Consider the following 25,355-nt stretch of genomic DNA (forward strand, 5'->3'; position numbering starts at 1 on the left):
ACATTTAAATAATATGATCGCGGTAATTTATTTGGTCAAGGGGCTTTTTTACTGCTGACATTTTCTGACAGGGCGCTCTGTTAAGCTGCGGCACGTTTTTCTTCTCGGCGGGATCACCGTGTCACGTACCACAAGATTGCTGACGTTGCTCCAGGCCCTGCGCGGCAAGAAACGCCCGGTGACGGCCGCCGTGTTGGCCGAACAACTGGAAGTGTCCGAACGCACGCTGTACCGCGACATTGCCGAGTTGACCGCCCTGGGCGCGCCGATCTTCGGTGAGGCCGGGGTAGGGTATGTGTTGCGCAGTGGGCTGTTCCTGCCGCCATTGATGCTGAATGCCGAGGAAACCGAAGCCATCGTGCTCGGCTTGCGCTACGTGGACCAGCGCGGCGACGACGTGCTGAGCCGTGCCGCCGCCAACGCCCTGGCAAAGATCGCCGACGTGCTCGACCCTTCCGCTCAGGAAGCCCTGCGCAACCCGACGTTGTTGCCCGGCCCGCCGGGTTTTGGCTACCCGGAAAACCGGGTGCCGCTCAACGTGTTCCGCGAGGCCATTCGCAACCAGTCCAAGCTGTATATCGACTACGCCGACGCCAGCCAATCCCAGAGCCAGCGCCTGGTGTGGCCGTTGGCCCTGGGTTTTCTCAATGAGGTGCGCGTGATTGTGGCCTGGTGTGAATTGCGCGGGGCCTATCGCACCTTTCGCACCGACCGCGTGGCCGCTGCCGAAACTACCGGTGAACGCTACCCGGGGCGGCGCAGCGACCTGTTGCGGGGCTGGCGCAAGCTGATGGAGCAGCAGCACGACGGCCCGTTTACTCCTGACAAAAACTGACACAACCCTGGCTTAGCATGGCGCCATAAATCATCAAAAAGGAGCTGTGTCATGTCTCTTCCTGAATTGGCCCCGGCCATCCTGGCCTACATTGCGGCGACCAATACGCGCGACACTTCAGCTGTTGCCCAGTGTTTTGCCGACGATGCCAACGTGTTCGACGAGGGCGAGCATCAGGTGGGTACGGCCGCCATTGCACGCTGGATGGAAGACACGGGGCGCCGTTACCAGCCACGGGTCGAAGTGCTCAATGTGCAGCACCGCACGGGCAAGGTGCTGGTCAGCAACGTGGTGTCCGGCAACTTCCCCGGCAGCCCGCTGGAGCTTCGCTATACGTTTCGCCTGAACGAGCAGGGCAAGATTTCGCGCCTGGACATCTCGCTGTAAGCCATACTGGCGCCCATGACTTTCGATTCCCCGCTCGCCGCTTACCAACACGCCATCGCCCAGCAGGGTTTTGTTGCCGACGACGCCCAGCGCCGGGCGGTGCAGGCCCTGCAAGCCTGTCACGAGGCTTTGCACCAAGGGCGCTCACCGATCACCGGGGTTTACCTGTGGGGGCCGGTGGGTCGGGGCAAGACCTGGCTGATGGACCAGTTCTACCAAAGCCTGCGGGTGCCCGCGCGGCGCCAGCACTTTCACCACTTCATGGGCTGGGTGCACCAGCGTTCGTTCCAGCTCACGGGCATATCGGACCCGCTGCAGGCGCTGGCCCGCGAACTGAGCCGGGAAGTGCGGGTGTTGTGTTTCGATGAGCTGTTCGTCAACGACATCGGCGACGCAATCATCCTCGGTCGCTTGTTCCAAGTGATGTTCGACGAGGGCGTGGTGATGGTCTGCACGTCCAACCAGCCACCCGACCAGTTGTACGCCGATGGCTTCAACCGCGAACGCTTCTTGCCGGGGATCGCGGCCATCAAGCAACACATGCAGGTGGTGGCGGTGGATGGGGGTGAGGATCACCGTCTGCATCCGGGGGAGGGTGTGCAGCGTTATTGGGTGAACGAGCCAGGCGCCCTCGCCAGGGTATTCCAGCAATTGACCCCAGGGCAGGCGGTGCGCAGCGGGCCGGTCACCGTCGGCTATCGCACGATTGTGGCCATGCAGGCCAGCGAGACGGTGCTGTGGTGCCGCTACGCCGACCTGTGCGAGCAGCCTTTTGCCGCCATGGATTTCATGCTGCTGTGTGACCGCTTCCAGGCGATCCTGTTGGGGGAGGTGCCCAACCTGAGCGCGCAGAAGCGTCCGGGGCGGATTGCCCGTGGCACCGAAGACGGTGCTCAGCGGGTGGTGGCGGGCGACCGTGAGTTGCCGGAGTTGTCGGTGCACGACGACAGTGTGCGGCGTTTCATTGCGCTGGTGGATGAATGCTACGACCGCAAGGTGCCGTTGTTCATCGAAGCCAGGGTTGCCCTTGAAGCGCTCTATACCGAAGGTTATCTGGAGTTTGCCTTCCGGCGCACCTTGAGCCGTCTGCAAGAGATGCAGCTGCAGCGCTTTGGGATGTCGGAAAAATCCGCTTGAAACACCGTGCGTGCTTTTTGGGTGCGCCCAGTTTTTGCACTTTCTGGCACGTATTTCTGGTTAATCGTCTTCATCTACTGCCGACGCCACGCTTACAATCGTGCCCCTTAAAGGGAATCGACTCCCAGGTTGTCGTTATCGAGGAAGGCCATGGACACCCCAGACGTTCTGGTGCTGCAAGCCAGCTACACCAACCCTGTGCACGCCGAGGCCATCGGTCGAGTGCTCGATCACTATGCGCAAGACCCGATGGGCGGTGGCCATGCCTTGCCGGCCGACCTCTTGCAGCAACTGCCCACCGAACTGGCCAAGCGTCCCCATGCATTCAGCGTGCTGGCGTTTGTCGGTGGTGAGCCGGCGGGGTTGGTCAATTGCTTCGAGGGGTTTTCCACGTTTGCCTGTCGCCCACTGGTCAACGTCCACGATGTGGTGGTGATGAATCAGTTCCGAGGCCTGGGGCTGAGCCAGAAGATGCTGCAGAAGGTCGAGGAAATCGCCCGCCAACGCGGTTGCTGCAAGATCACCCTGGAAGTGCTTGAGGGTAATGAAGTGGCGCAGGCAGCTTATCGAAAGTTTGGTTTTGATGACTCAAAGTTTGATCCTGCTTATGGCCGCATGTTGTTCTGGAATAAACCGCTTTAATAAATAAAGTTCAAAAAAAAGGCGCCACACAGTGGCGCCAAGTAGACCTTAGCCATAGGAGCGGAATGGCAGAGGGTATTACGGTTGAATCAGGAGTTCGGTTGTTGCTCGGCGCTGGATTGATCGGCGCTGTCTTTTTTCATGCTCTTGCCATCGGCGATGGCTGTTTGATCGGTGGTACCGTGAAGCTTCTGCTGAACGAAGGTGAAGTTGTTGTAGAACTCCTTAGAACGCTCTGAACCGCCTTCTGCAAAGGCAGCAACGGAGGTCAGGGTCATCAGTCCGGCAAGCATCAAAGTCGAAAGTTTCATCATCGGTATTCCCATATAGTGTGATCGGTGTCTGTTCACTCGGATCAGACTCGTGGGGCCGATTATGTGGAGGGAGGATTAAGTCAGGCTTAATAGAATGGCTTCCAACCTTAACGTTTTTGTTAAGTTTGGAAGCCTTGGTTGAATGCTTTTACAGCCTCCAGTCGAGCGCCAGCGTGACAGTACGCGGGTCTCCCCAATACACGCCGTTATAAAACCCGACGCGCTCGTAATATTTTTTATCAAATAGATTATTAATATTGAGCGAGGCCGATAAATGGTCGTCGAACCTGTAGCGTGACATCAGGTTGACCACGGTGTACGCCTGCTGAGTGATCCGGGTGGGTTCGGTGAGCAGGTTACCGTCGGCGTCGCGACCACCCGTCGGGCGCCCGGCAAGGTCATAGAAGTCGCTCTGCCAATTCACGGCGCCGCCCACGGTCAGGTCACGCCACTCTCCCGGCAGGCGGTAAGCGGTGGAGACCTTCAGCAGGTTCAATGGCTGGCTGGTGTTGGCGCGCTGGTTGTCGCCGTTGCGTGAGTGGGTGTAGGTATAGCCCGCCGTGAGGTTCCAGTCCTGCATGACTTCCCCTGACACCTCCACTTCAAACCCTTGCACCTTGTTGCCTTTGCCGCCGGATTTGTAGAACTGTTCCCCGGTGTCCGGGTCTGGTTGCACCGTGCTATCGAGTTCGGCAACGTTGTCCTGGGTGCTCCAGAAGAACGCAGTGGCCAGGTTCACGCGTTCGTTGAGCAGACTGCCCTTGAGACCGACCTCGTAGTTGCTGCCCACCACCGGCTCCAGGTATTTGCGGTTGGCATCGCGCTCGTCCTGCGGGTTGAAGATGTCGGTGTAGCTGGCGTACACCGTGTATTCGGGTGTGATGTCGTAAAGCAGGCCCGCGTAGGGCGTGAGCATGTCATTGTGGGTCTGGCGGGTCTTGGTCGAACCGGTCAACTGGTTGCTGCTGTTGTAGGCGGGTTCGACGCTTTCGATCTCCCAACTGCCATAACGACTGCCGAGCACGGCGTGCAGGCGCTCGGTCAGGCTCAGGCGGGTGGCAAGGTAGCCGGCTTTCTGGGTCTTGCTGCTGTGCGCACCCTTGAGGCCGGTGGTACGGTCGGCGAACTTGCCGATGCCGCCCATTTGCTTCCAGTCTTCGATGGTGAGGTAGCTGGCGGGCAGGCCGTTGCGCTGGTACGGGGCGCTGTCGCGTTGTTCGGACTCGCCGTAGCCCACCATCAGTTCATGCTCGCGCCCGAACAAGGCGTAGGTGCCGGTGAGGCTGAAGTCCGCCACGTCCATTTTCGAGGTGCCCACCATCTGGCTGGCCCAGGCGGTCATCCCGCTGCCGTCCGGGTTGGGGAACCCGGCACCGCCGTAGTAGACCTTGCCGTCTGAGTCGCTTTGCCGGTGGGTGTAGGCGGCTTTCAAGCGCCAGTCCGGCGACAACCTGTGGTCGATGGACGCGAAGGTCGTCTTGTCCTTGAGCGGCCAGGAACTCCAGTCAGCCGCCATGTTGGCCGAGCGCGACAGCCGCGCCTTGCTGCCGTCGCTGTTCCAGTAGGGCAGGGTGCCCCAAGAGGTGCCCTGCACATGTTTGTTCTGGTAGTCAAAGCCGGCAGCCACCACGGTGTCGTCTGTCAGGTCGCCTTCGAGAATGCCGTAGCCGACTTCCCGTTGCAGCGCATAGTGATCGCGAAATGACTGGCTGTCCCGGTATGCCAGCACCGTGCGCCCGCGCAGCCGCCCGTCGAAGGCCAGGGGGCCGCCCACATCCACATAGCTGTAATAGTTGTCATGGCTGGCGCCACTCACGCCGGTCTTGGCCTGCCACTGGGCGGTGGGGCGCTTGCGGATCATGTTGACCGTGGCCGAGGGGTCGCCCGCGCCGGTGGTCAAGCCCGTGGCGCCGCGTACCACCTCGATGCGGTCGTAGATGATGGTGTCGGCATCGGACTTCATGCGCCCGAAGGTGCTGAGCATGCCGTCGACCTGGTAGTTGCTGATCGAATAGCCCCGGGAAGAGTAGCCGGCGCGGTCCGAATCCAGATGCTGGACGGTCACCCCGGTGGTCTGGCGCAGGACGTCGGTGAGGGTATTGAGGTTGAAATCGTCCATCTGCTGACGGGTGATCACCGAGACCGATTGCGGGGTTTCCTTGAGGGACAGGTTCAGGCGCGTGGCGGTGTTCATGGAGCCTGTGGTGTAGGCCCCGGTGTGCTCGGTGATGGCACCCAGGCCTTCGGCGGTGATGCTCGTGCTGCCCAGCTCCAGCGCTTTGGTCGGGGTGTGCTCGGGGTCGGTTTCGGCCAGCAGGTCCGGGCTCAGCAGGGCGCCGGCCAGGCTCAGGGAGAACGTCATGGAACGGGTAAAAGGCGCGAACATCGCGGCAGACTCCTTGTCGTCTTTGCGGCCTTCCAGAAAGGAAGGCCTTGGCTCAAAGACGAAAGGAGGCGTGGAACTTTAGGTTTAAACGAGAATGATTGTTATCTTTCTGCTACCAAGCGCCGCGGTTACTTGAGGACGACTTCTGACGCATCGGCCTTCTTCGGCTTGATCAGACTGAAATCGATCAGGCCTTTCTGCTGGCGCTCGTAAGGGTTGCCGATCATCAGCGGTCGCGGCTTGAAGCTGTCGTTGACCAGGCTCTTGCTGCGGTCCCACTCATCGAAACTCAGCCCGGCCAGGTCGGCCCAGGTGTGGATCAATTGCGAGCTGCTGTAAGGGCGTTGCAGATCGCTGGCGAAACTCCAGTCGTGGGTTTCACGCCATTTCGGCGAGGCGTAGGCCATGAACGGAATGGTGTACATCGGCGCCGTGGGTTTGCCTTCGTTACGCCCCAGCGTGCTGTGGCCGGCCGAGTCGTAGACGTCTTCGCCGTGGTCGGACAGGTACAGCAGGAAGCCGTTGGGGTCGGTCTTGGCGTAATCCTTGATCAGGCTCGACACCACGAAATCGTTGTACAGCACCGCATTGTCGTAGCTGTTGTACACCGGCAACTGTTCGTCGCTGATGCCGGCCGGCACGCCCTGGCGGTCGGTGAACTTGTCGAACGTCGGCGGGTAACGGTACTGGTAGCTCATGTGCGTACCCAGCAGGTGCACCACGATGAACTTGCGCTCGGCCGTATCGGCCAGGGCCTTGGAGAAGGGTTCGAGTACATCGCCATCGTACTGGCGGGCGTTCTGGTTGCGGTTGTTGTTCAGGTACACCTGCTCGTCGGCCTGTTCGGAAAAGGTCGTGAGCATGGTATTGCGCTTGGTCATCGTCTGCTGGTTGGTGATCCAGAAGGTCTTGTAGCCGGCCTGTTTCATCACGCTGACGATCGACGGCGTCTTGAGGTACAGGTCCGGGTTTTCTTCGTCGGCGAAGGTCAGCACCTGTTGCAACGCTTCGATGGTGTAGGGGCGCGGGGTGATGACGTTGTCGAACACCGCCAGTTGGTCGCGCAACTTGTCCAGTTCTGGCGTGGTGTTGCGCGGGTAGCCGTAGAGGCTCATGCGCTGGCGGTTGGTGGATTCGCCGATCACCAGCACCAGGGTCGACGGTTGGCCTGCCATGGTGTCCTTGAGGTTCTTCAGGGGCGGGATCTGGCTGGCGCTGGTCAGCATGCCTTGCATGTTGTCCAACTGCTCGGTGTAGCGGCGATACGCGACGATCATCTGCCAAGGCACGGCAGGTTCGATGCGGGTTTCGAAACGGTCGATGGCCTGCTCCATGTTGTCACTGGTGGCGATCTGCTTGACCAGCGGGTAACCCACCACAGCCAGCACGATTGCTGTCGCCGCCAGCATCGATTGACCGCGGGGCAGGTACACCGGGCGCACGCGGCTCCACAGGAACACCGCCATGGCGGTATGGGCGATGAACGCCAGGACGATCCACCAGGCGAAGTATTGGGTTGCGTATTCGCCGGCTTCAGAGATGTTCGACTCGAACATGATGAAGATGACGCTTTGCGAAAATTCCTGCTGGTAGATGAAGAAGTAACCCAGGCTGGCCATGGAGCAGGCCCACAGCACCACGCCGATCAAGGCGGCAAGCAAACGGGTGCGGCGTGGGAACAACAACATCGGCGCCAACCACAGCGCGCTCATGAAAAACGCTTGGCGGAACCCACTGAAGCCGGAAGTGCCGGTCAGTTGGATAAGCAGTTGGGTAATGCCCGAGAAGTACCAGAAGAACAGGAACAGCCAGCCAAGGCCCGCCCAATCAAAACCTTTCGCAGACGTGGTGCTGCGTTTGAACATCGCCATCCAGCGCTCCAACCCAAAAATTCTCAGCTGACGCGCAAGGGTGCACGCAACAGAGGCCACCCTTGCATGGGGTGGCCCTTCGGGCGGGAGTATCGGGAGGGGGGTGTGAAAAGTTCGTGAGATTTATGTAGTCATTATCTTACGAGCCGCTCACGGCGCGGCTCAGCAGAGCGCGGGCTGGGTGCCGGAGGGCTGTGCGAGCTGGGCTTGCAAGTGTGAGCGCAGGCGCATGACTTCTTGCTGCAGTTGATCGCGTTCGTCTTTCAACTGGCGCAACTCATCGCGACGGATAGTGACGTAGAGGGTCTGTGGCGGACGGGTCATCTGTGCAGTGGTCATTGCTTACCTCGCAAATAGCCGGTGTGTCGCGGTGTGCCAGAACGCTTGAGTCGAGGTTCTCGGCAGCAGTCGGAAGCAATTCTGAATTCTTTTTTGTAGCAATGGAACTTTTTTATTTTTGGTGGTCGTGTGACTTTTCATGCCGTGATGGTGAAACGATGGCAACTTTTTGTCATGAAACTCCACGGATCCGCTCTGGACTAACCCTCATTAGCCTCATTGCGCTATAAACTATGTCACACATTTATTGAGTAGTTAGGAGCATCAGCACATGCAACTGGGGATTATCGGACTAGGCCGCATGGGCGGTAACATTGCGCGGCGCCTGATGCTCAATGGGCATACCACCGTTGTATACGACCGTAACGAAGCCTTTGTGAAAGGGCTGAGCGAAGAGGGCGCCACTGGCGTTTCCGACCTGAAAGCCCTGGTCGCCGGGCTGCAGAAGCCTCGCGCCGTCTGGGTCATGCTGCCTGCTGGCGCACCCACCGAAGACACCATCAATGAACTGAGCGAGCTGCTGGAAGACGGTGACGTGATCATCGACGGCGGCAACACCAACTATAAGGATGACGTGCGTCGTGGCAAGGCCCTGGCGCAAAAGGGCCTGCACTATGTCGACGTGGGCACCTCCGGTGGCGTCTGGGGCCTGGAACGCGGCTACTGCATGATGATCGGTGGTGACACCGAGACCGTGCAGCGCCTCGACCCGATCTTCAAGAGCCTGGCGCCAGGCCTGGGTAACATCCCGCGCACCAAGGACCGTTCCGCCAGCGCCGACCCGCGTGCCGAGCAAGGCTACATCCATGCAGGCCCCGCGGGTTCCGGGCACTTCGTCAAGATGATCCACAACGGCATCGAGTACGGGATGATGCAGGCGTTCGCCGAAGGCTTCGACATCCTCAAGACCAAAAACTCGGACAACCTGCCGGAAGACCAGCGCTTTGACCTCAATGTGGCCGACATCGCCGAAGTGTGGCGTCGTGGCAGCGTGGTCTCGTCCTGGCTGCTGGACCTGACGGCCGACGCCCTGGCCACCGATCCGAAACTCGACGGCTACTCCGGTTCCGTGGCTGACAGCGGTGAAGGCCGCTGGACCATCGAAGCCGCCATGGAGCAGGCGGTGCCGGTACCGGTGCTGTCCACCTCGCTGTTTGCGCGTTTCCGTTCGCGCCAGCAGAGCACCTACGGTGACAAAATGCTTTCTGCCATGCGCTTCGGCTTTGGCGGCCATGTGGAGACTTCCAAAAAATGACCGCCAACGGCAAGAAACCAGAGGCCGAACCCGCTCCACCCACCACCCTGTTTCTGTTTGGTGCCCATGGTGACCTGGTCAAGCGCCTGCTCATGCCGGCGCTGTACAACCTCAGCCGTGACGGGCTGCTGGGCGACGGCCTGCGCATTGTCGGCGTTGACCACAACGCCATTAGCGATGCGGACTTCGCCAAGAAGCTCGAGGATTTCATTCGCACCGAGGCCGCGAGCAAGGTGCGTGGCAATGCCGAGAACGCCCTGGACCCGGAACTGTGGGCGCAGTTGGCCAAAGGCATCAGCTACGTCGAGGGTGACTTTCTCGACGACAGCACCTATGCCGACATCGCTCGGAAAATCGCCGATAGTGGCACCGGCAACGCCGTGTTCTACCTGGCCACTGCACCGCGCTTCTTCAGTGAAGTGGTGCAGCGCCTGGGCAGCGCCGGCCTGCTGGCGGAAACCGAGGAAGGGTTTCGCCGTGTCGTCATCGAGAAACCTTTCGGTTCCGACCTGGCCACCGCAGAGGCGCTCAATGCATGCCTGCTCAAGGTGATGAGCGAGAAGCAGATCTATCGCATCGACCATTACCTGGGCAAGGAAACGGTGCAGAACATCCTGATCAGCCGTTTCTCCAACGTGTTGTTCGAGGCGTTCTGGAACAACCATTACATCGATCACGTGCAGATCACTGCCGCCGAAACCGTCGGCGTGGAAACCCGGGGCAACTTCTTCGAGAAGACCGGCACCCTGCGGGACATGGTGCCCAACCACCTGTTCCAGCTGCTCGCCATGGTGGCCATGGAGCCGCCTGCGGCCTTTGGTGCCGACGCGGTGCGCGGTGAAAAGGCCAAGGTGGTCGGTGCAATCCGGCCATGGTCGCTGGAGGACGCTCGCGCGAACTCGGTGCGCGGCCAGTACACCGCTGGTGAAATCGGTGGCAAGCAACTGCCGGGTTACCGCGAAGAAGCCAACGTGGCGCCGGACAGCAGCACTGAGACGTTTGTGGCGCTCAAGGTGATGATCGACAACTGGCGTTGGGTCGGCGTGCCGTTCTACCTGCGCACCGGCAAGCGCATGAGCGTGCGCGACACCGAAATCGTGATTTGCTTCAAGCCTGCGCCTTACGCACAGTTTCGCGATACCGATGTGGATGAGCTCAAGCCCACCTACTTGAAAATCAAGATCCAGCCCAATGAAGGCATGTGGTTCGACCTGCTGGCCAAAAGGCCTGGACCGACCCTGGAAATGGCCAATATCGAGCTGGGTTTTGACTACAAGGACTTCTTCGAGATGCAACCGTCGACCGGGTATGAAACCCTGATCTACGACTGCATGACCGGCGACCAGACCTTGTTCCAACGCGCCGACAACATTGAAAACGGTTGGCGTGCGGTGCAGCCGTTCCTCGATGCGTGGAAGGAAGACGATGGCATCCAGGCCTACAAGGCGGGTGAAGATGGCCCGGCCGCCGCCGATGCGTTGTTGGCTCGCGATGGCCGTACCTGGCACAGCCTCGGATGAGTGACGCAGCGATCCATCCCATCCGGTTTGTATTGAGTGACATGGACGGCACCTTGCTGCATCCCGATCACACGCCCAGCCAGCGCACCCTCGACACAGTGCGCGCCCTGCGCGATGCCGGGGTGTTCTTCAGCCTGGCCAGCGGGCGACCGCCGCGCGCCATGTTGCAGATGGTCGAGGCGTTCGGTATCGATGTGCCAGTGGCGGGTTTCAATGGCGGCACGCTGATCAATCCCGATGGCAGCGTGCTCGTTGCCCATTACCTGCCGGCAGAGGCGGCGCTGGTGACCCTGGCGTTGTTCACGCCGCAGGCTGATGTGGAGGTCTGGCTGTTTGCCGATGGCGAATGGCTGCGCCGTGACCCACCTGGCCCGATGGTCAAGCGGGAAGCGGATGGCCTGGGGTACGGACCGCGCGTGGTCGAGAGTTTCGAGCCATACCTGGATCGCGTCGACAAGATCGTCGCGGCCAGCAACAACACGCAATTGCTGGTCGAACTCGAAGCGCAACTGCAGCCCAAGGTGCACGGCCTGGCCCACGTATCGCGTTCACAGCCGGTGTACCTGGACGTGACCGCCATGCTGGCCAACAAAGGAGAGGCGCTGAAGACGCTGGCGGCGCACCTTGGCGTGCCGCTTGAGCAAACCATGGCCATAGGTGATGGCGGAAACGACCCGGCGATGTTTCATGTGGCCGGGTTGTCGATTGCCATGGGCCAGGCCGAAGAAACCGTCAAGCGCCAAGCCACTGTCGTGACCGGCAGCAATGTCGAGGATGGCGCGGCAGAGGCCATCGAGCGTTTTATTCTGTCAGCACACTAAAACGCTTTCGCACTAACACTGAATTTGCGCCCCTTTAAACCCTGGGCGCAAGTTACAGCATTGTCTTACTTTGGCATGGCCCAGGACTGCAACTGGTAGCCATCTTTGTCGAGCTCGGCGCGTGCCTGCAACAACAAGTCTTCCAGTTGGGCCGGGTCGGTATAGGTGCTCGAAGACAGTTGTTTGCTGCCGATACGGTTATTGGTGCGGTCGATGACGCTCAGGCTGAGGGCGCCATGGCCATCGTGCCAGGCCACGCACTGGAAGGGCTGGAAGGCACGGTCTGCGATCAAAAGAGCTTCGTTGATGCGGAGCGGGGCGTTCATGTGGGGTTCTCTCTCATTGCCCATTCAAGTGAGTGCCGGCGGTTGGGCTGACCGTGCGGCGGGTTACTTGTACTGATGCACGAAGGCGGGGTACGGGTCACATCTTAGTGCAAGAAATTTCAACTTTCCGTGATTGATGTCATGTAAGCGCCTGTTTTGAAAGCTGAATGAAAGTTTCGCCGGCGCGCAACTTTTTTGTGTGAACGTGTCGGCAAGTGGCTTTTTGCCAATACTTATAGCGAAACGGTACAAGGAACGCGTCAATACCTTGCTAGTGTTAGCGGCAGGCGTCACAAACCGTTGTTTCTAAATAACTTTAACAATTTTGGCGCCAAGGAATAGTCATGGTTGTTACACCTGTGCAGCGTCGCCTGCTTGTGGTCGACCCGTGTGACGACTGCCATGAGCTATTGCCAGGCCTGCGCACTGCCGGGTGGGAAGTGGACAGCTGCACGCTGGCCACCGTCGGTGACCGTTCCTGTGATGTCGGTTTGTTGCGCCTGCAGCCCTCGCACCTGGAGCGCCCGGAAGCCGTCAAGGAATTGATCGGGCGCAGTGGCACCGAGTGGATCGCGGTGCTCAGCCAGGACGTGCTGCGTCTGCAGAATGTCGGCGATTTTGTCTGCGAATGGTTTTTCGACTTCCACACCTTGCCGTTCGACGTGGCCCGGGTGCAGGTCACCCTGGGCCGCGCGTTTGGCATGGCGCGCCTGCGGGGCAAGGGGTTTGCTCCGGTGGACGAGCCTGAGCATGAACTGCTCGGCGACAGCCGGCCGATTCGCGACCTGCGCAAGTTGCTCGCCAAACTGGCACCCACGGAATCGCCCGTGTTGATTCGCGGCGACAGCGGCACCGGCAAGGAACTGGTGGCCAAGACCCTGCACCGCCAGTCCCAACGCCATGCCAAGCCGTTTGTCGCGATCAACTGTGGTGCCATCCCAGAACACCTGATCCAGTCCGAACTGTTCGGCCACGAAAAAGGGGCGTTTACCGGCGCCCACCAGCGCAAGGTCGGGCGTATCGAAGCGGCCCACGGCGGCACGCTGTTCCTTGATGAAATCGGTGATTTACCGATGGAATTGCAAGCCAATCTGCTGCGCTTCCTGCAGGAAAAACAGATCGAGCGCGTCGGCGGCAGCCAGCCCATCCCCGTGGACGTGCGAGTGCTGGCGGCCACCCACGTCGACCTGGAAGCCGCCGTGGCCAAGGGCACTTTCCGCGAAGACTTGTACTACCGACTCAATGTGCTGCAAGTGATCACCGCGCCGTTGCGCGAACGCCATGGCGATGTGGCCATGCTGGCCAACCACTTCTCACGTTTCTACAGCCAGGAAACCGGGCGCCGCCCCCGCAGTTTCAGTGAGGATGCCCTGGTGGCCATGGGGCAACACCCGTGGCCGGGCAATGTGCGCGAATTGGCCAACCGCGTACGCCGCGGCCTGGTGCTGGCTGAAGGGCGACAGATCGAAGCCGTTGATCTGGGATTGCAGGGTGAACAGGCAATTGCGCCACCGATGGCTACACTGGAGGATTACAAGCACCGTGCCGAGCGTCAGGCACTGTGCGATGTGCTCAACCGGCACAGCGACAACCTGAGTGTCGCGGCCCGTGTGCTGGGGGTTTCCCGGCCGACGTTCTACCGGTTGCTGCACAAACACCAGATCCGCTAGGGCGGGTAAACCGAAAAGCCCCGCAACGACCCTTATCGTTGCGGGGCTTTTCCTTTTTTGCTTGCTGGCCATTTCAATCTTGAGACCGCCATCGCCGGCTTGCCGGCGATGAGGCCCTAAAACACACCACTAGAAGTAATAGGGGAATTTCAGGCTGAACGTGAAGTCCGGTGCATCATCCGTCATACCGATGGCCAGGTTGGGCACGATCGTCAGGTTTTCCGATGCCGCAATTGTCATCCCCACGTTGAAGTAACCCGCGTTGGCATCGCTGGACACCACCGACTGCCAGTCCCCGCCGTTGGGCTTGAGCTTGCTCTTGCGTTGTACCAGGTCGGAGACCGAGAACGACATACTCATTTTCTCGTTCAACGCAAAGGCCACGCCGACGCCCAGTTGGAAACTGTCGCCCAGGCTGACTTTGCCCCCCACTTTCTGATTGACGTCACTGCTGATGTCATCAAACGACTCTTCGAAGTTGTGGGTGTAGGAGAACGAGCCAAACAGCACGGCCGGGTCGAAGGTCTTGACCAGCGAGATCCCCGGCGTGATCGACCAGACACCGTTGCCCGTTGGCAGGTTTTCCGGCACATACAGGTTGTCGTTGGCGGTAGACCGCACCAGCTTGATGCCAAACGGTTCTTTGCCCGTAGGCGCTTTCACGCGCAACGACACCACGGCGTCGGGCAGGGTGGGCGTCTCATCCAGGAACTTGTAAGCCACGCCGAAGTTGACGTCGCCGAGGGTGGGGTCGCGACTCACCGACTCTTCCGACGTGGCGTTTGCATTGTTGCCCGCGCCGCCGGACTGATAGGTCGATTCGCGGTACACCACCGGCACGTTCACGTCGAATTGCCAACGGTTATCGACGTTGTAGCGACCGGTCAGGTCGAGTGTCCAGTTATCCGCCTTGATCCGATCCAGGTTGATATTGCCCAGGAATATCGAGTCCAACGCCAGGAAGCCGTTGAGTGTCAGCTGGCGCGCGTCGTAGCGTGCGTAGGTGACGCCGGTTTCAAAGCTGAACTTGCCATTGCCGAAGAAACCGCTGGCTTCGTTATAAAGGTTGCTCACGCTTTGTGCTGGGGCTGAATCGTCCTTGAGGGACTGGCCATAGGAACTGCCACCGCCTCCCGCCCCACCGGATGCGGCCGCCGCGCCAGTACCGGCAACGGTGGCCCCGCTGGCCTTCTGGAAGTCGGCCGGGGATTTGGCCAGGCGCTTGGGCGCAGGTGTCGCCGGTTGATCCTCGACCTGGCGCACGCGTTGTTCCAATACCGCTAGGGCTTTCTGTTGCACTTCGTACCGCTGCTTGAGTTCCAGAAGTTCCTGCTTGAGGGTCTCGATGTCGGCGTCTGGCGCGGCATACAACATGGATGCTGGCAAGAGCGTACTTAAACAGACCACCGCACGTAGCGATAACGATCGATGCATGAAATAAGCCGTCCTTTTCTAATGCGTAAGTGACGAGGGTCAGCGTAGTTCAATAACCGAGAGTGCGTAGGCCTTTGAGTTGATCCAGATTGCAATTGAGTGCCGGGTTATTCAGGCCGTTGTTCATCACAACGTTGAGCTGGGTCATGTTGGTGACGAAGTTTCTATCCCCCGTCAACACGGTGCCTTGCAAGACTTGGCCGCCGCCAATCTGCTGGAGGCTGTTGCCTTGGTTATGGTTGCCCTGGATCGCCATCTGCAAGCCGCCATTGTTGGCCGATACACTCACGCGGCCTGCTGCGCTGTCACCGGTGACGGTGCCGCCGGCAACCAGCACCTGGCCGGACTGCACGATGTTGGAGGGCGCGAAGCCGTTTTCGGTGACGTTGATCCCGACATTGTTGTAGGCGGCGTTGCCGTCGCCGGCGGCACGTACGCTTTGGGTCACGCCCGAACCTGTGCCCAGTCCGGCGCCGCCGCTGACATTGCCAGTGCCGGTATTCGGGTTGGTGCCCGTACCGGTCGACCCCGTGGTCTGTACGTAGAATTGTGGGGTAATGGTGGAAGCGTCGACTTGCATGCTGGCCTTGCCCGTAATCGTGTCACCCACGGCGTTGGTCCAGGTGCTGCTCATGACAATACCGAAGCTGATGATTCGCCCCGGCATCACGTAGCGGCCGCGCAGTTCGGCCATTTCCGAATCCTTGAGTTCGATCGGCTTGAACGCCGATGAAGCATAAGCGGGCATTGAGGCTGCCAGACACAAGACCGTCAGCCAACGGGAAGTGTTCATCTTCTGCTCCTGGAGCGTCCTGCCCCTTATTGCGCTTCTTGTTAGAAGAAGTCGCTCTGGATGAAACCGAAATCCATCAGCTCGGCATCGCCGACAGGCCTGAACTCATTCAACTGGTTCTTGGCGGTCAGCGGCACGGGTGGGTCGAGCAAGGCGTTGGCCTTGTCGTAGCCTTCACCCAGCACAGCGAAGACGATGCCATTCCAACCCTTGAGGAAGTCGTCGTGTGAATAGCGTTTGTGGCCCAGCACCGGGTCGCCGATATAGACCCAGTCCTTGTCCGCGCGCTGTAACACCACGAAGTGCTTGTAGCCACGAATCTCCAGCAGCACCACAACAGGGATCTTCACGGTCACCAGTGTCTCTGGCCCGATCTTGTAGCCCCGCGCACGCATGCCGATGCTTTCGAGGTAGCGCTTCATGTCCAGCATGGAAAACCCCTGGGTGCGTACCAGGTTCTGGTCTGCGTTGACCAGCATGCCTTTGATGACGTGGTCTTCGTCTACGTCCAGCCAATAGCCCTGACGCAGGATGGTGGCGAGTGCCGCAGCACCGCAACTGAAGTCGGTTTTCTGTTCCACCAGGTTGGCGAATTTGCGTTCACGGATACTCTCGACTTTCTTGAAGATGACTGCACCGCCAGGCATGGCGGAGATCGCCATGGTCCCTGCCCAGGTCGGGCCGGTGAGCAGCATCAAGAGGGTGAGAGTCGCGAGGCGCATGATCGTCGGACCTGTTGGACACTGGAATAAAAAAGGGCCTTGTTGCCAAGGCCCCGTTGGATCAGAAGCGCACGCCGCTGGAGCAGACGCTGCAGCCTTGGCCTACAGACAGGCTGTTGCTGGCTTGGTTGCCCGAACCGGATTGCAGGTTCACACCGATGTTGCCGGCGTTGTTGTTGATCGAGTTGTCGGCGCTGGCGTTGTTCGACACATATTGAGGCTTGCTGCCATGGCCATAGCCGTGGCTGGTGGCCGCAGTGTTGAGGTAGTTGTTGGCGAGCGAGTTTTGCTCGGTGTTGGCGGCCGCTGCGATGTTTTTGCCATCTGCGGTGGTGATCGCCAGGTTGTTTTTGCCTTGGTTGCCTTGACCGGCCTGGCCGTTGTAGCCCAGGTTGCCGGAGTTGTGGTTAGCGGAGTTATCCAGCGAGGCATTGTTTTGGATGCCTTTGCTGACGAAGTTGTTCAGGCCGCTGTTCTGGTTCACGTCGACCACGGCGAATACGGTAGCGAAGTCGCCTTTGGCGCTGGAGATTGCGCCAGAGTTGTCAGCCTGGTTACCACTGCCAGCCTGAACGTTGACGCCGGTGTTACCGCTGTTGTAGGTGACCGAGCCATCGGCAGAGGCGTTGTTTTCGGTTTTGGTGTCGTCGTACTTGTTGCCGATGCTGTTTTGAACATCTGTAACCACTGAGGCAACCACGCCGGTTGGTTGAGGCGCAGGGTGCCAGCCACCTGCTTGGGCAGCAGCAGCCATGAGTGCGGCGAGAGCGAAAACCATTGGTTTCAGAGCCATTTGAGGTTTCATGGTGTTTCTCCTTGCTTCTAATTAGTTGGTTAAGTGTTGGTACGGTCTAACTCGTGCTACCAAGCGGTTACTTGATAGTGATGCCCAGGGTGTTAGCCATTCGGTTCCCCACCCCAGCACTCTGGTTCACCTGAATCACTCCTCGGCTGCCGGTGAAGGCCTGGTCGCTTGTCACGACCTGGCGGCTGCCAGTGGTGGGGGTGAGCCCTGAGTCGGTTGCCAGCGTCGTCGTGTTCTGTTGCAACAGGACGCTGTCGTCGATGCTTTGCGGGCCAGGATTGACGCTGATCCGCACCGCATTGACTAATTGGCTATTGGCACCGGCTGATTGGTTGATGCCCAACATGCCGTTGCCATTGGTAAAGGAGCTGCCTTCGATCGCCGCCTTTGCATTCAGCGAGGGGTCGACCGTGCCGTTCATGTTCTGGATATTGCTGGTAGTGGCTTGGCCACCCAGCGCGACGGCGCGGTTGTTGGCGGTTTGCTGCTGGTTGCCGGCCGCCTGGTTGACCATCAGGTTGCCGCGGTAATCCTGACCGCTGTTGTTGATCACGGCGGTGTTGTCGGCCATGGCCGAGGCGCTGCCCAGCAGGGCCAGGGGGAGCAGGATGCGCAGGGAACGGTTCATTACTTGCCCCCCATCATGCTGCCGATGTTGTTGAGGGGCGCCAGGCCACGCTGGATCGAATCGCTGATCTGCCCGCCCATGCTACCGCTGCCTCCCGAACGGCTGGCAGCTGCGCCAGCGCCCAAGGTGGACATGCCGTTTTGCGTGGCACTCAAGGTGGAGAAGTTGCCGGCGGGCTGGAGGGCGCGGGTGATGCTCAAGCCGCTGCTCACGGCGCCGAAATCGCGGTCACTGAGTTCGCCTGACAGGGCGCCCAGGACGTCCTTGCTCGGATTGACGTTGGCGGTCTGCGGGTAGGGGTCGGGACCAAAGGAAGCCCGACCGTACATGTGTCCCTGTACGTCGCGCCCGGTCACGATGACGCCGTCACCCGCCAAGGTCGGCAGACTGATGCTGGCACTGAGTACACAGCTGATCAGCAGCACGTTCATCGAACCTTGAGTGAGTGTGTTCACGGCGGCATTCCTTATTCTCGGCGCTGACCCTAAACAGCGCTGTAAGGGATAGAGCAGAAGGCGTGCCGCTTTTTATTTATTACGGATATTCAATGGGTTGCGATTATCGAAGGGCAAAGTGATAGCAGGGTTGTATCAACGCTGAGACAACCCACCGCAAATCCACATGCACGTGCCCACGGCGCAAACGGTTCACCTTGCTGTATCAGCAACGCAACACTGTGCATGACAAAACGATGAACGCGCTCAGGGCGGGCCGTTCAGGGGAGGAGGGTGTTTCAAAAATGGACACTGCCGGCACAAGCAAGCCCGTGCGTGCAGGCTGGGCTCAGCCTTTCGGGGCTTTACGCGGGATCGAATTGAGTACGGGGTTGCCGTCCAGGTTCTGGGTCAGGTAGACCGGCAAGACCTTGGGCAAGGAAGGGACGAGGTTGTTGACCTCATTGATGTTGTAGATGCCGCCGATACGGATCGCGCCGGTGCTGGCATCCGCAAGCATCACGGGCTTGTTCAAGTAGCGGTTGATCAACGGTAATGCGTCGGCCAGCGCCAAATTGTCGAGCACCAACTTGCCTTGGCGCCACGCCAGCGCGCTGTCATTGGGGTTGAACGCGTTTACGCGAGGGGTGGCATCGCCATGCTGGTAGCTGGCTTGCATGCCGGGGGTCAGCGGCACGCTGCCGTGCACGGTGTCGCTTGCGATCTGCACCGAGCCTTCGAGCAGCATCACCCGCACCTGGTCTTCATACTTCCAGACGTTGAACTGTGTGCCCGTCACCCGTACCTGGCCTTCGCCGGCCCGCACGATGAATGGGTGGGTGCTGTCATGGGCAACTTTGAAAAATGCCTCGCCCTTTTTCAGCGTGACTCGGCGTTGGTCCTTGTAATTGCTGTAGACCAACTCCGTGCCGAGGTTCAATTCCACCTGGCTGCCATCGCCCAAGGTGACCTTGCGCAGGCCATTAGCTGCTTCGAAATGCTCATATGAGCTGGGCAGCCAGCCAGCCTCCCAGCCGGTAAACGCAGCGAGGGGCAGTGCAGCAAGGCAGACTGCCGCCGCCACTGCATAGGTGCGCCAACGACGGCGAGGCTTGAACGGCACCACGGTGGGCGTGGGCTCAGTGCGGGGCAGGTGGTCGGCAACATCCCAGATTTCCAGCATGGCCGCGTATTCGAAGGCGTGCAACGGATGAGCATCGTGCCATTGCTCAAAAGCCTGACGTTCGATGGCGGTGCAATCACCGGCATGCAGGCGCATGCACCAATGCGCGGCGGCATCGGTGATAGCGTCGTATTCGGCTTCTGAGAGGGATTTTTCGCTCATTAACTCATCCTGATTTCGCACATTCTAACCTCCCCGGGTGTACGACGAGAACAGCCATCATGGCTATTGCACATCAATTGGAACTTATTCTCGTTTGGGGGCACCTAACGATTTCAGGACATTTCCACAATGGAGAACGAAAATGCTCAAGAAAACCTTAGTCGCCCTGTGTGCAACTACCGCGCTGCTTGGCGCCGGCTCTGCCATGGCTGACAAGCCGGGCGCAGGCTGGATCACCATCGAAAAGGCGATTGAAGTCGCCAAGACCAAGGGTGGTTATGTCGAGGTATACGCCGCCGAGGCTGACGACAACGGTTATTGGGAGGTCAAGGGACGCAAATCAGATGGCACCGTGTATGAAGCACGCATTGATGGCGCGTCGGGCAATATCCTGCGTGACCAGAAAGACTGATCCCCCCTCGGGGGCCTGTTCAGGCCCCCGGCTCCAATCTGCGGCCCAAGTGTGTGATCAGGTACGTCACCGAATCTGCGTTGGCCAAAATGATATCCATCCGCCGGTCCGGATCACTCATGAACGTTTGCCGGGCATCTTCCAGCGTTTTCGTACCGGTCAGGTGCAGCACTTTATTGCGCAGTTTGGTCGACCCGGCGCTGCCGAAGTCCTCCCAACGCTCTGCCAGGTCGTCCCAGCTCTTGAATAGCATGGTCGCGGGTGTCAAGACAGACAGCGCGGTGCTTTGCAGGTTGGACAAGGCTGTGTGCTGGCGCAAGCCGTCAGCGGTACCACGGTTGATGATGTCGAGAAAAGGGCGCATCGAATCCAGGTAGGCGATGTCTTCAGTCCCGGAGACCAGATGACTCATTTCGTGAATCAAGGTCGCCGCACGCGCATGGTCGTCAAGGTCGAACGGCACCGTGAGGTGCGGTAGATAGGTGCTCATTCGTGTATTGAAAAAGTGCTCCAGCAAATAGATCTTTCGATCCGCGCCTTCAGGAATGACAAAAGCGTAGGTTTGGGTGGGCGACCAGCGGGCGGAGCCGGTGACGAATCGTGAGGAGTTTGGGCTGATCACATCTTGCTGGGTCAGCCCATCGCAGATTTCTGCGACACGTCTTCGAATCTTGATCAACTGGTCCGGGGTAACGTTGAGTACGCCGAACATCTCGGTCAAGAAGCGACCGCATGGGGAGTTGGGATCACGTTGCCGTGCAAACAGCGCCAAGTTGCGCGCACATCTGAACGTATAGAAAACCGCGACATTGAGTGCCCCATCAATGCAGGCTGCCTTTACGGGAGACATCGCCCGGATGGCTGGCATGCCTACGGCTTCGATATTGATCGAGTCGCGCTCGGTTCTTCGGGTAATGACACGGCTTCTGATGCGGGACAGCGCAGGGCCGAAGCGTGGCTCCCGCTCGGACAGGTCAAGTACCCATTCGCCCTGCGAATTGCGTTCGACGTAGGGTCCCAGTTCATGGGCAAGGCTGACTCGCCAACGCTCACCCACCCTCCGGACCGGGTACACCCGGCCGGCTACCGGTGCGTAAGTACGGTTGCGCGTCGGGTCGGTAAACAGGTGGCTTACAGGGCTCTCCTGCAGAGCTGCCAGGGATACGCAGACGTCTTCAAAATGCCGCATTCGCGTGCGTGTCGAGTCGGTGATAGCCAGGCTGGCGAGGGTCATGGCGGGCGCCGGTGAGTCCTCCGGCAGATTGGCGGGCGATGACGACGGCAGGGCCGTCATCAACCCATCAAGCTGTTCGCGAAGGGATGCCAGTGTCGCCACGCCCTGGATAAATGTGCGCAGGCCCTCTGCGAAATGCTGTGATTGCAGCGCCTCGGCGGAGGTTTTGAACAGTGTGTAGCTGCGCCAGACCACCAGTGGGAAGGCAAGCTTGCCGGCAATGAACTGCAACGTCATGGGAATACCCTTGCGCAGCAGGCTGGTGATCCCGTCCCATTGATCCTTGCCGTCGCGGGCGAATTGGCAGGCGAGCATTTTGAGCAGTTGTATGACGTTGTCATTGAATAGCCGCAGCAAAATATTCTGCCTGATGGGGTTCGACGCCAGGCTGGCGTCCCTTTTGTCCTGGCTGGTGGGCTGTTTGAGCAGGTTGCGCCATATCGCTTGGTCGGGGTCGCCCAGTTGCAGGATGATCCAATCCTGAAGGGGACCGTCGCGATTGATGTCATTGAGTAGCTTGTCTTCGTTGGCGTATTCGGTGAGCACGCGCAGTGGCGCATACGGCGCATACAGCACAAGCGGGCCCGTCGCTGGCGTTTGTGGGCCGATGATGTAGACACAAGGCACTGTCACCGGTCCCGCCCCGGCCGTGGCGATCAGTTGCAGAGGGCGAATCATTGCTGTGGTGCCGCTGACCTTATCCCGCGCCACAGCATCCGGCATATCAAAGATTTGCTGGATAAAGCTCCAGGCCGAGGGGCTGAGGCGTTCTTCGAGTTTTTCCTCATGGGCATGGCGCAAGAGTTGCCATGGCAACTGCCGACAAAACAGGTCACGTCGCTGGCGGGCATCGTCGGTGTCAGCGCTGAGGTGAGTGGTGAGCAGTTCGCGATAGGTTTTGGCAATGTCGAGTTGGCGCACCAACTGCACCACCGCCGTGCCGTCCAGGGTCGTCGGCAGCGGTGTGAGGCCCAGCGCGCGGGGCGTCAGGGTGTCGGCCTGCAGGTCGGGGAGGTGGCGCAAGGCAAAATCGGTCAGGGTTTGAGTGCGTCCGTCGAGCGCGACGCGTGCGGGTATCAAGATCGCTTCAGGGTCCAGCGCGGCGTCCGGATAACGGGCTTTAAGCAGGTTCGTCAAGGCACTGGCGACGTGCTCGCGCAGGGGGGGCAAACCGTGCAGGTAATCCTGATTGTCCGGTGCACTGAGCCGGTACTGCTCAAGCAGTTCGGCGTGGAGCCATTGCTCTTCGGCAGATGCCATGCCCAGCCACACCGGCAGCGCCTGCTGGTGAACGATCGCTTCTGCGATTGCACGGGCGCGCGGCAGATTCGACGGCGCCAGCCGTTGCATTTCATCGTCCAGACGGTCTTGCAGTTGTGTGGGCCCAAGGGGCATGGCGAGCCAGTAGTCGAGAGCATCCAGGTGGAAGTCCAGGTAGCTCTGCTGGCGGTTGTTCAACAGGTGCTCATCAATGCGCTGCAGGGGGCCGAGGCGATAGACTTGATGGGGCGCACGAAGGCTGATGGGCAGGTTCTGCAGCAGGCGTCGGTCGGGCAGTGCCAGGCGCTGTTGAAGGGCTTGGCGCAGAGTTTTCAGTGAGGCAAAGGGCTCATGACCTTGCTGCGGGGTCCAGAGTACGACTTCACCTGACAGGTCAGGGTCGAGGCCGCCACGCTGCGTCAGCACGAAACAGTTGGCCAGGGCCCGTGGGGTTTCGTCATCGCCAAGGGTCAGTGTCAAGCCGTAGGCATCCGGCAGGAAGCCTTGAAGCCCATGGCGCTTCTCGCGGGTCATGCTGTCGGGCCGCAGGACCGTATCAAGCATGGCGTAATGATCAGGGCTCAACGTCTTGTTGAGCAGTCGTAATTGGGCCTCGCTGCGCAACCCCTGCATCAGGGCCGCGCCCATCTCGGCGCGATGACTTTCCAGGAACGCGCGGGGCAATGTGTGAATGTCGTGCTGAACAAAAGGGAGCATGGCCCGCTCGATCACCTGATTGAAACCTCGGCTGTCCAGGTTGTTCCAACGGGTGGCGGTCCCTGCGCGGCGAGCGCTGTACAGGCCGGTGCGTGGCGAGTCGTCGATAGGGGCCGCACTGTTTGCTAAACGTTCTACAAGGTGATCGACCATGTTCCGTGAGGATACCGGCTCACGATCCTCGCGTTGTCGAGCCTGGGTGGCGTAGGTATTGGCAAACACATCTGCGGGGTCCAGGTCCAGCAAACGCAGGTTCAATTCCGCCTTCAGGGCATGGGTGGCCAGGCTGCGCAACGTGGGGTGCCTCTGCCGCTGTGTCGCCAGGACCGCTTCCGTCGCACGCAGCGTGACCAGATGCTGTTTGGCGCGCTCTGCCTGTACCGTCGACGGGCGACCATTGCCGCTGCTGGCCGGGTGCAGGCTCCAGCGTCCTTCGGCTTCCAGGGCCAGCAGCCGACTGTCGAGCATGGGGCGCACGTCCAGGGCGCAATCGAGCAGGGCAGCCAGGTCTGCTTCGCCATCGCTTGCGCGAAACAGCCCGAGTGCATGTTCCATGTTGCTCAATTGCTTGCGGGCGATGTCCTTGACCATCCCGGTAAATACATTGTCACTCACGGGCAACCCACTGACTTGCACCCCCTCCATTGCCAGGTACAGGCTGCGTTCGTCCAGGGACAGGAAGTTCAGCAACTCGTCCTGATGGCCGGCGGCCTTGAGCATGCTCAGCAAGGTTTCCTTGAGATCCTCAACATCCTTCAAGGTTTGCAGCCCGCGGGATTGGGTGTAGAGGTAGGCATGCTGGTCACTGATCAACAACGTCGCGGCCAGTTCCACATAATGTTGATAAGGTGCGTGGATGCTGATTTTTTCGATATTCAACGTCGCATGCCAGTCGCTGCGTGACGCCTTGTCGGGGAGGAAAATCGCGCGCAGTCGGTGCGCCTCCTCGGAAGAAAGAATCCCGCTCTGATGCTTGAACAGCAGGTCGGCGCGAAATTTGTCACTCATCAGTTGGGCAAACAGATCCAGGCGCGATGGATTGCCGCCACGGGTTTCATTCCACCAGGTCTGCAACAGGCTGCTTAACAGCGAAGACAGCACGCCAGCCGTCAGTTCCACAACGCGCTCCCAGCGTTCGAAATCCTGTTTGAGTCGCCTCTCAGGCAGGGCGCTTTTATCGTGCCTGGGGTGGGTGAACGCGCGGGTACAGTTGGCCGGCCACTCCGGATTCAGGTAGTACTGCAGCAGGGTTTCACTGAGGGTCGCCGAGGCAATCCATCGATCAGCGCCGTTAGCCTCCGCTGAAACCAGAAACGTGTTTACCAACGTGTATTGTTGATCGAGGTGGGGAAAATAAGGGCGCGCCATGATGTTCAGCAGTGTGCTGAGCATTGAGGCCAGGGTGGGCGTGGTGCGTAATTCATCCAGGGCACGCTGTACGTTTTGCCTTTGGCTTGCCTCAATCGCCTGTTCCTGATCCACGAATACGATGCCTTCAATCGTTGTGGTGGTCACGGCGAACAAGCCGCTGAAAGAAAAGGCCTGGCGCTCCTCTATAGATAGAAAGCTAATTAAATCAATATGTTGTGTTTCGTTTCTGAGGCGCTCTCTGAGGGTTGCGAGCGCCACGGCACGGTTGTCGAATACTTCGATTCCCCCATAGGGGCTATACAGCAAGGCCTTCTTCCCATCAGGTGTCGGGCTCATCATGAAGGCGCCGGCCAGCGCTGTCGCAGGCTGTCCTGGCCTCTCGATCACCAGCGTTTCGACGGTCATGGGGGCCTCACGGGCCTGGCGCCCGGCATGGGTGGCGGTGTAGACCGCCATCAGCCAGTCGAGATCCTTCAAGGTCAACCCCAGCGCGCGCTCCCGTTCTGAAGGGTGTTTGCGATGGATAGGGCGCAGGAATTCATCGAAAAAATACGGGGGGGTGAGCTGTGCCATCGACCTTTCTCCGTGGGTAATGGGGACGGGCCAGCAGGCTAGGGCGGTCGTGTTGGCGAATGGGGCTACATATTTGCCGTAAACAGCATTGACAGCAGCGGCAGGCGGCGTTGTTTAATCACAG

Annotated in this window: 22 protein-coding genes; 9 read left to right on the top strand and 13 right to left on the bottom strand. The window is 59.8% G+C overall.

Annotated features, from left to right (window positions below; translation table 11 throughout):
• The first annotated feature begins 118 nt into the window (after positions 1-118).
• The 4 genes from HX803_RS06010 to HX803_RS06025 all read left to right on the top strand — a co-directional run bounded on the left by HX803_RS06010 (position 119) and on the right by HX803_RS06025 (position 3,001).
• Positions 119-835 (top strand): YafY family protein, encoded by a 717-nt coding sequence (locus HX803_RS06010; RefSeq protein WP_178919597.1) that lies wholly within the window; start codon positions 119-121, stop codon positions 833-835.
• A gap of 51 nt (positions 836-886) precedes the next feature.
• Positions 887-1,222 carry a nuclear transport factor 2 family protein gene (locus HX803_RS06015; protein WP_178919598.1) on the top strand — a complete coding sequence of 112 codons (336 nt, stop codon included), beginning with the start codon at positions 887-889 and terminating at the stop codon, positions 1,220-1,222.
• Between the two features lie 15 nt (positions 1,223-1,237).
• The gene (gene zapE, locus HX803_RS06020; protein ID WP_178919599.1) at positions 1,238-2,359 is read left to right on the top strand and encodes a cell division protein ZapE; all 1,122 of its coding nucleotides are present in this window, start codon (positions 1,238-1,240) and stop codon (positions 2,357-2,359) included.
• A 150-nt stretch (positions 2,360-2,509) separates the two neighbouring features.
• Positions 2,510-3,001, top strand: a complete 492-nt coding sequence (locus HX803_RS06025) for a GNAT family N-acetyltransferase (RefSeq protein ID WP_178919600.1) — start codon at positions 2,510-2,512, stop codon at positions 2,999-3,001.
• An 89-nt stretch (positions 3,002-3,090) separates the two neighbouring features.
• On the opposite strand, the gene HX803_RS06030 is transcribed toward HX803_RS06025, so the two are convergent.
• The 4 genes from HX803_RS06030 to HX803_RS06045 form a co-directional block, all read right to left on the bottom strand.
• On the bottom strand, positions 3,091-3,312 hold the full coding sequence (locus HX803_RS06030) for a hypothetical protein (protein WP_178919601.1): 222 nt from the start codon (positions 3,310-3,312) through the stop codon (positions 3,091-3,093).
• Between the two features lie 151 nt (positions 3,313-3,463).
• Positions 3,464-5,701, bottom strand: a complete 2,238-nt coding sequence (locus HX803_RS06035) for a TonB-dependent siderophore receptor (RefSeq protein ID WP_178919602.1) — start codon at positions 5,699-5,701, stop codon at positions 3,464-3,466.
• A 128-nt stretch (positions 5,702-5,829) separates the two neighbouring features.
• Positions 5,830-7,572, bottom strand: coding sequence for a phosphoethanolamine transferase CptA (locus HX803_RS06040; RefSeq protein WP_178919603.1), 1,743 nt, complete (start codon positions 7,570-7,572; stop codon positions 5,830-5,832).
• 162 nt (positions 7,573-7,734) lie between these two features.
• Positions 7,735-7,911 (bottom strand): DUF6026 family protein, encoded by a 177-nt coding sequence (locus tag HX803_RS06045; RefSeq protein WP_178919583.1) that lies wholly within the window; start codon positions 7,909-7,911, stop codon positions 7,735-7,737.
• A gap of 271 nt (positions 7,912-8,182) precedes the next feature.
• Here HX803_RS06045 and gnd point away from each other — a divergent pair, with 271 nt between their 5' ends.
• From gnd to HX803_RS06060, 3 genes are read left to right on the top strand one after another with little or no spacing between them, the layout of a single operon-like run.
• The gene (gene gnd, locus HX803_RS06050) at positions 8,183-9,166 is read left to right on the top strand and encodes a phosphogluconate dehydrogenase (NAD(+)-dependent, decarboxylating) (RefSeq protein WP_176997769.1); all 984 of its coding nucleotides are present in this window, start codon (positions 8,183-8,185) and stop codon (positions 9,164-9,166) included.
• On the top strand, positions 9,163-10,686 hold the full coding sequence (gene zwf, locus HX803_RS06055; protein WP_178919604.1) for a glucose-6-phosphate dehydrogenase: 1,524 nt from the start codon (positions 9,163-9,165) through the stop codon (positions 10,684-10,686). The genes gnd and zwf overlap by 4 nt, the downstream gene beginning before the upstream one ends.
• Positions 10,683-11,507 (top strand): HAD family hydrolase, encoded by an 825-nt coding sequence (locus tag HX803_RS06060; RefSeq protein ID WP_178919605.1) that lies wholly within the window; start codon positions 10,683-10,685, stop codon positions 11,505-11,507. Before zwf ends, HX803_RS06060 begins: the two co-directional genes overlap by 4 nt.
• 65 nt (positions 11,508-11,572) lie before the next feature.
• On the opposite strand, the gene HX803_RS06065 is transcribed toward HX803_RS06060, so the two are convergent.
• Positions 11,573-11,833 (bottom strand): hypothetical protein, encoded by a 261-nt coding sequence (locus HX803_RS06065; protein ID WP_178919606.1) that lies wholly within the window; start codon positions 11,831-11,833, stop codon positions 11,573-11,575.
• A 344-nt stretch (positions 11,834-12,177) separates the two neighbouring features.
• On the opposite strand from HX803_RS06065, the gene HX803_RS06070 reads away from it, so the two are divergent.
• Positions 12,178-13,503, top strand: a complete 1,326-nt coding sequence (locus tag HX803_RS06070; RefSeq protein ID WP_178919607.1) for a sigma-54 dependent transcriptional regulator — start codon at positions 12,178-12,180, stop codon at positions 13,501-13,503.
• A gap of 129 nt (positions 13,504-13,632) precedes the next feature.
• Here HX803_RS06070 and HX803_RS06075 read toward each other — a convergent pair whose 3' ends face one another.
• The 7 genes from HX803_RS06075 to HX803_RS06105 all read right to left on the bottom strand — a co-directional run bounded on the left by HX803_RS06075 (position 13,633) and on the right by HX803_RS06105 (position 19,664).
• A complete protein-coding gene (locus tag HX803_RS06075; RefSeq protein ID WP_178919608.1) occupies positions 13,633-14,937 on the bottom strand; it encodes a hypothetical protein in 1,305 nt (434 codons plus the stop codon).
• Positions 14,938-14,986: 49 nt separating this feature from the next.
• Positions 14,987-15,730, bottom strand: a complete 744-nt coding sequence (locus HX803_RS06080) for a hypothetical protein (protein WP_178919609.1) — start codon at positions 15,728-15,730, stop codon at positions 14,987-14,989.
• Positions 15,731-15,771: 41 nt separating this feature from the next.
• On the bottom strand, positions 15,772-16,452 hold the full coding sequence (locus tag HX803_RS06085) for a C39 family peptidase (protein ID WP_178919610.1): 681 nt from the start codon (positions 16,450-16,452) through the stop codon (positions 15,772-15,774).
• Positions 16,453-16,513: 61 nt separating this feature from the next.
• Positions 16,514-17,257, bottom strand: a complete 744-nt coding sequence (locus HX803_RS06090) for a hypothetical protein (protein ID WP_178919611.1) — start codon at positions 17,255-17,257, stop codon at positions 16,514-16,516.
• A 67-nt stretch (positions 17,258-17,324) separates the two neighbouring features.
• On the bottom strand, positions 17,325-17,885 hold the full coding sequence (locus HX803_RS06095) for an adhesin (RefSeq protein WP_178919612.1): 561 nt from the start codon (positions 17,883-17,885) through the stop codon (positions 17,325-17,327).
• Positions 17,885-18,340 (bottom strand): hypothetical protein, encoded by a 456-nt coding sequence (locus HX803_RS06100; RefSeq protein ID WP_178919613.1) that lies wholly within the window; start codon positions 18,338-18,340, stop codon positions 17,885-17,887. Before HX803_RS06100 ends, HX803_RS06095 begins: the two co-directional genes overlap by 1 nt.
• 328 nt (positions 18,341-18,668) lie before the next feature.
• Positions 18,669-19,664, bottom strand: a complete 996-nt coding sequence (locus HX803_RS06105; RefSeq protein WP_178919614.1) for a FecR family protein — start codon at positions 19,662-19,664, stop codon at positions 18,669-18,671.
• Positions 19,665-19,806: 142 nt separating this feature from the next.
• Between HX803_RS06105 and HX803_RS06110 the strand changes: the two genes are divergently transcribed.
• Positions 19,807-20,076, top strand: coding sequence for a PepSY domain-containing protein (locus HX803_RS06110; protein WP_178919615.1), 270 nt, complete (start codon positions 19,807-19,809; stop codon positions 20,074-20,076).
• A gap of 19 nt (positions 20,077-20,095) precedes the next feature.
• Here HX803_RS06110 and HX803_RS06115 read toward each other — a convergent pair whose 3' ends face one another.
• Positions 20,096-25,231 carry a dermonecrotic toxin domain-containing protein gene (locus HX803_RS06115; protein ID WP_178919616.1) on the bottom strand — a complete coding sequence of 1,712 codons (5,136 nt, stop codon included), beginning with the start codon at positions 25,229-25,231 and terminating at the stop codon, positions 20,096-20,098.
• Between the last annotated feature and the right edge of the window lie 124 nt (positions 25,232-25,355).

The organism is Pseudomonas sp. P7548 (assembly GCF_013386585.1).
Classification (GTDB): domain Bacteria; phylum Pseudomonadota; class Gammaproteobacteria; order Pseudomonadales; family Pseudomonadaceae; genus Aquipseudomonas.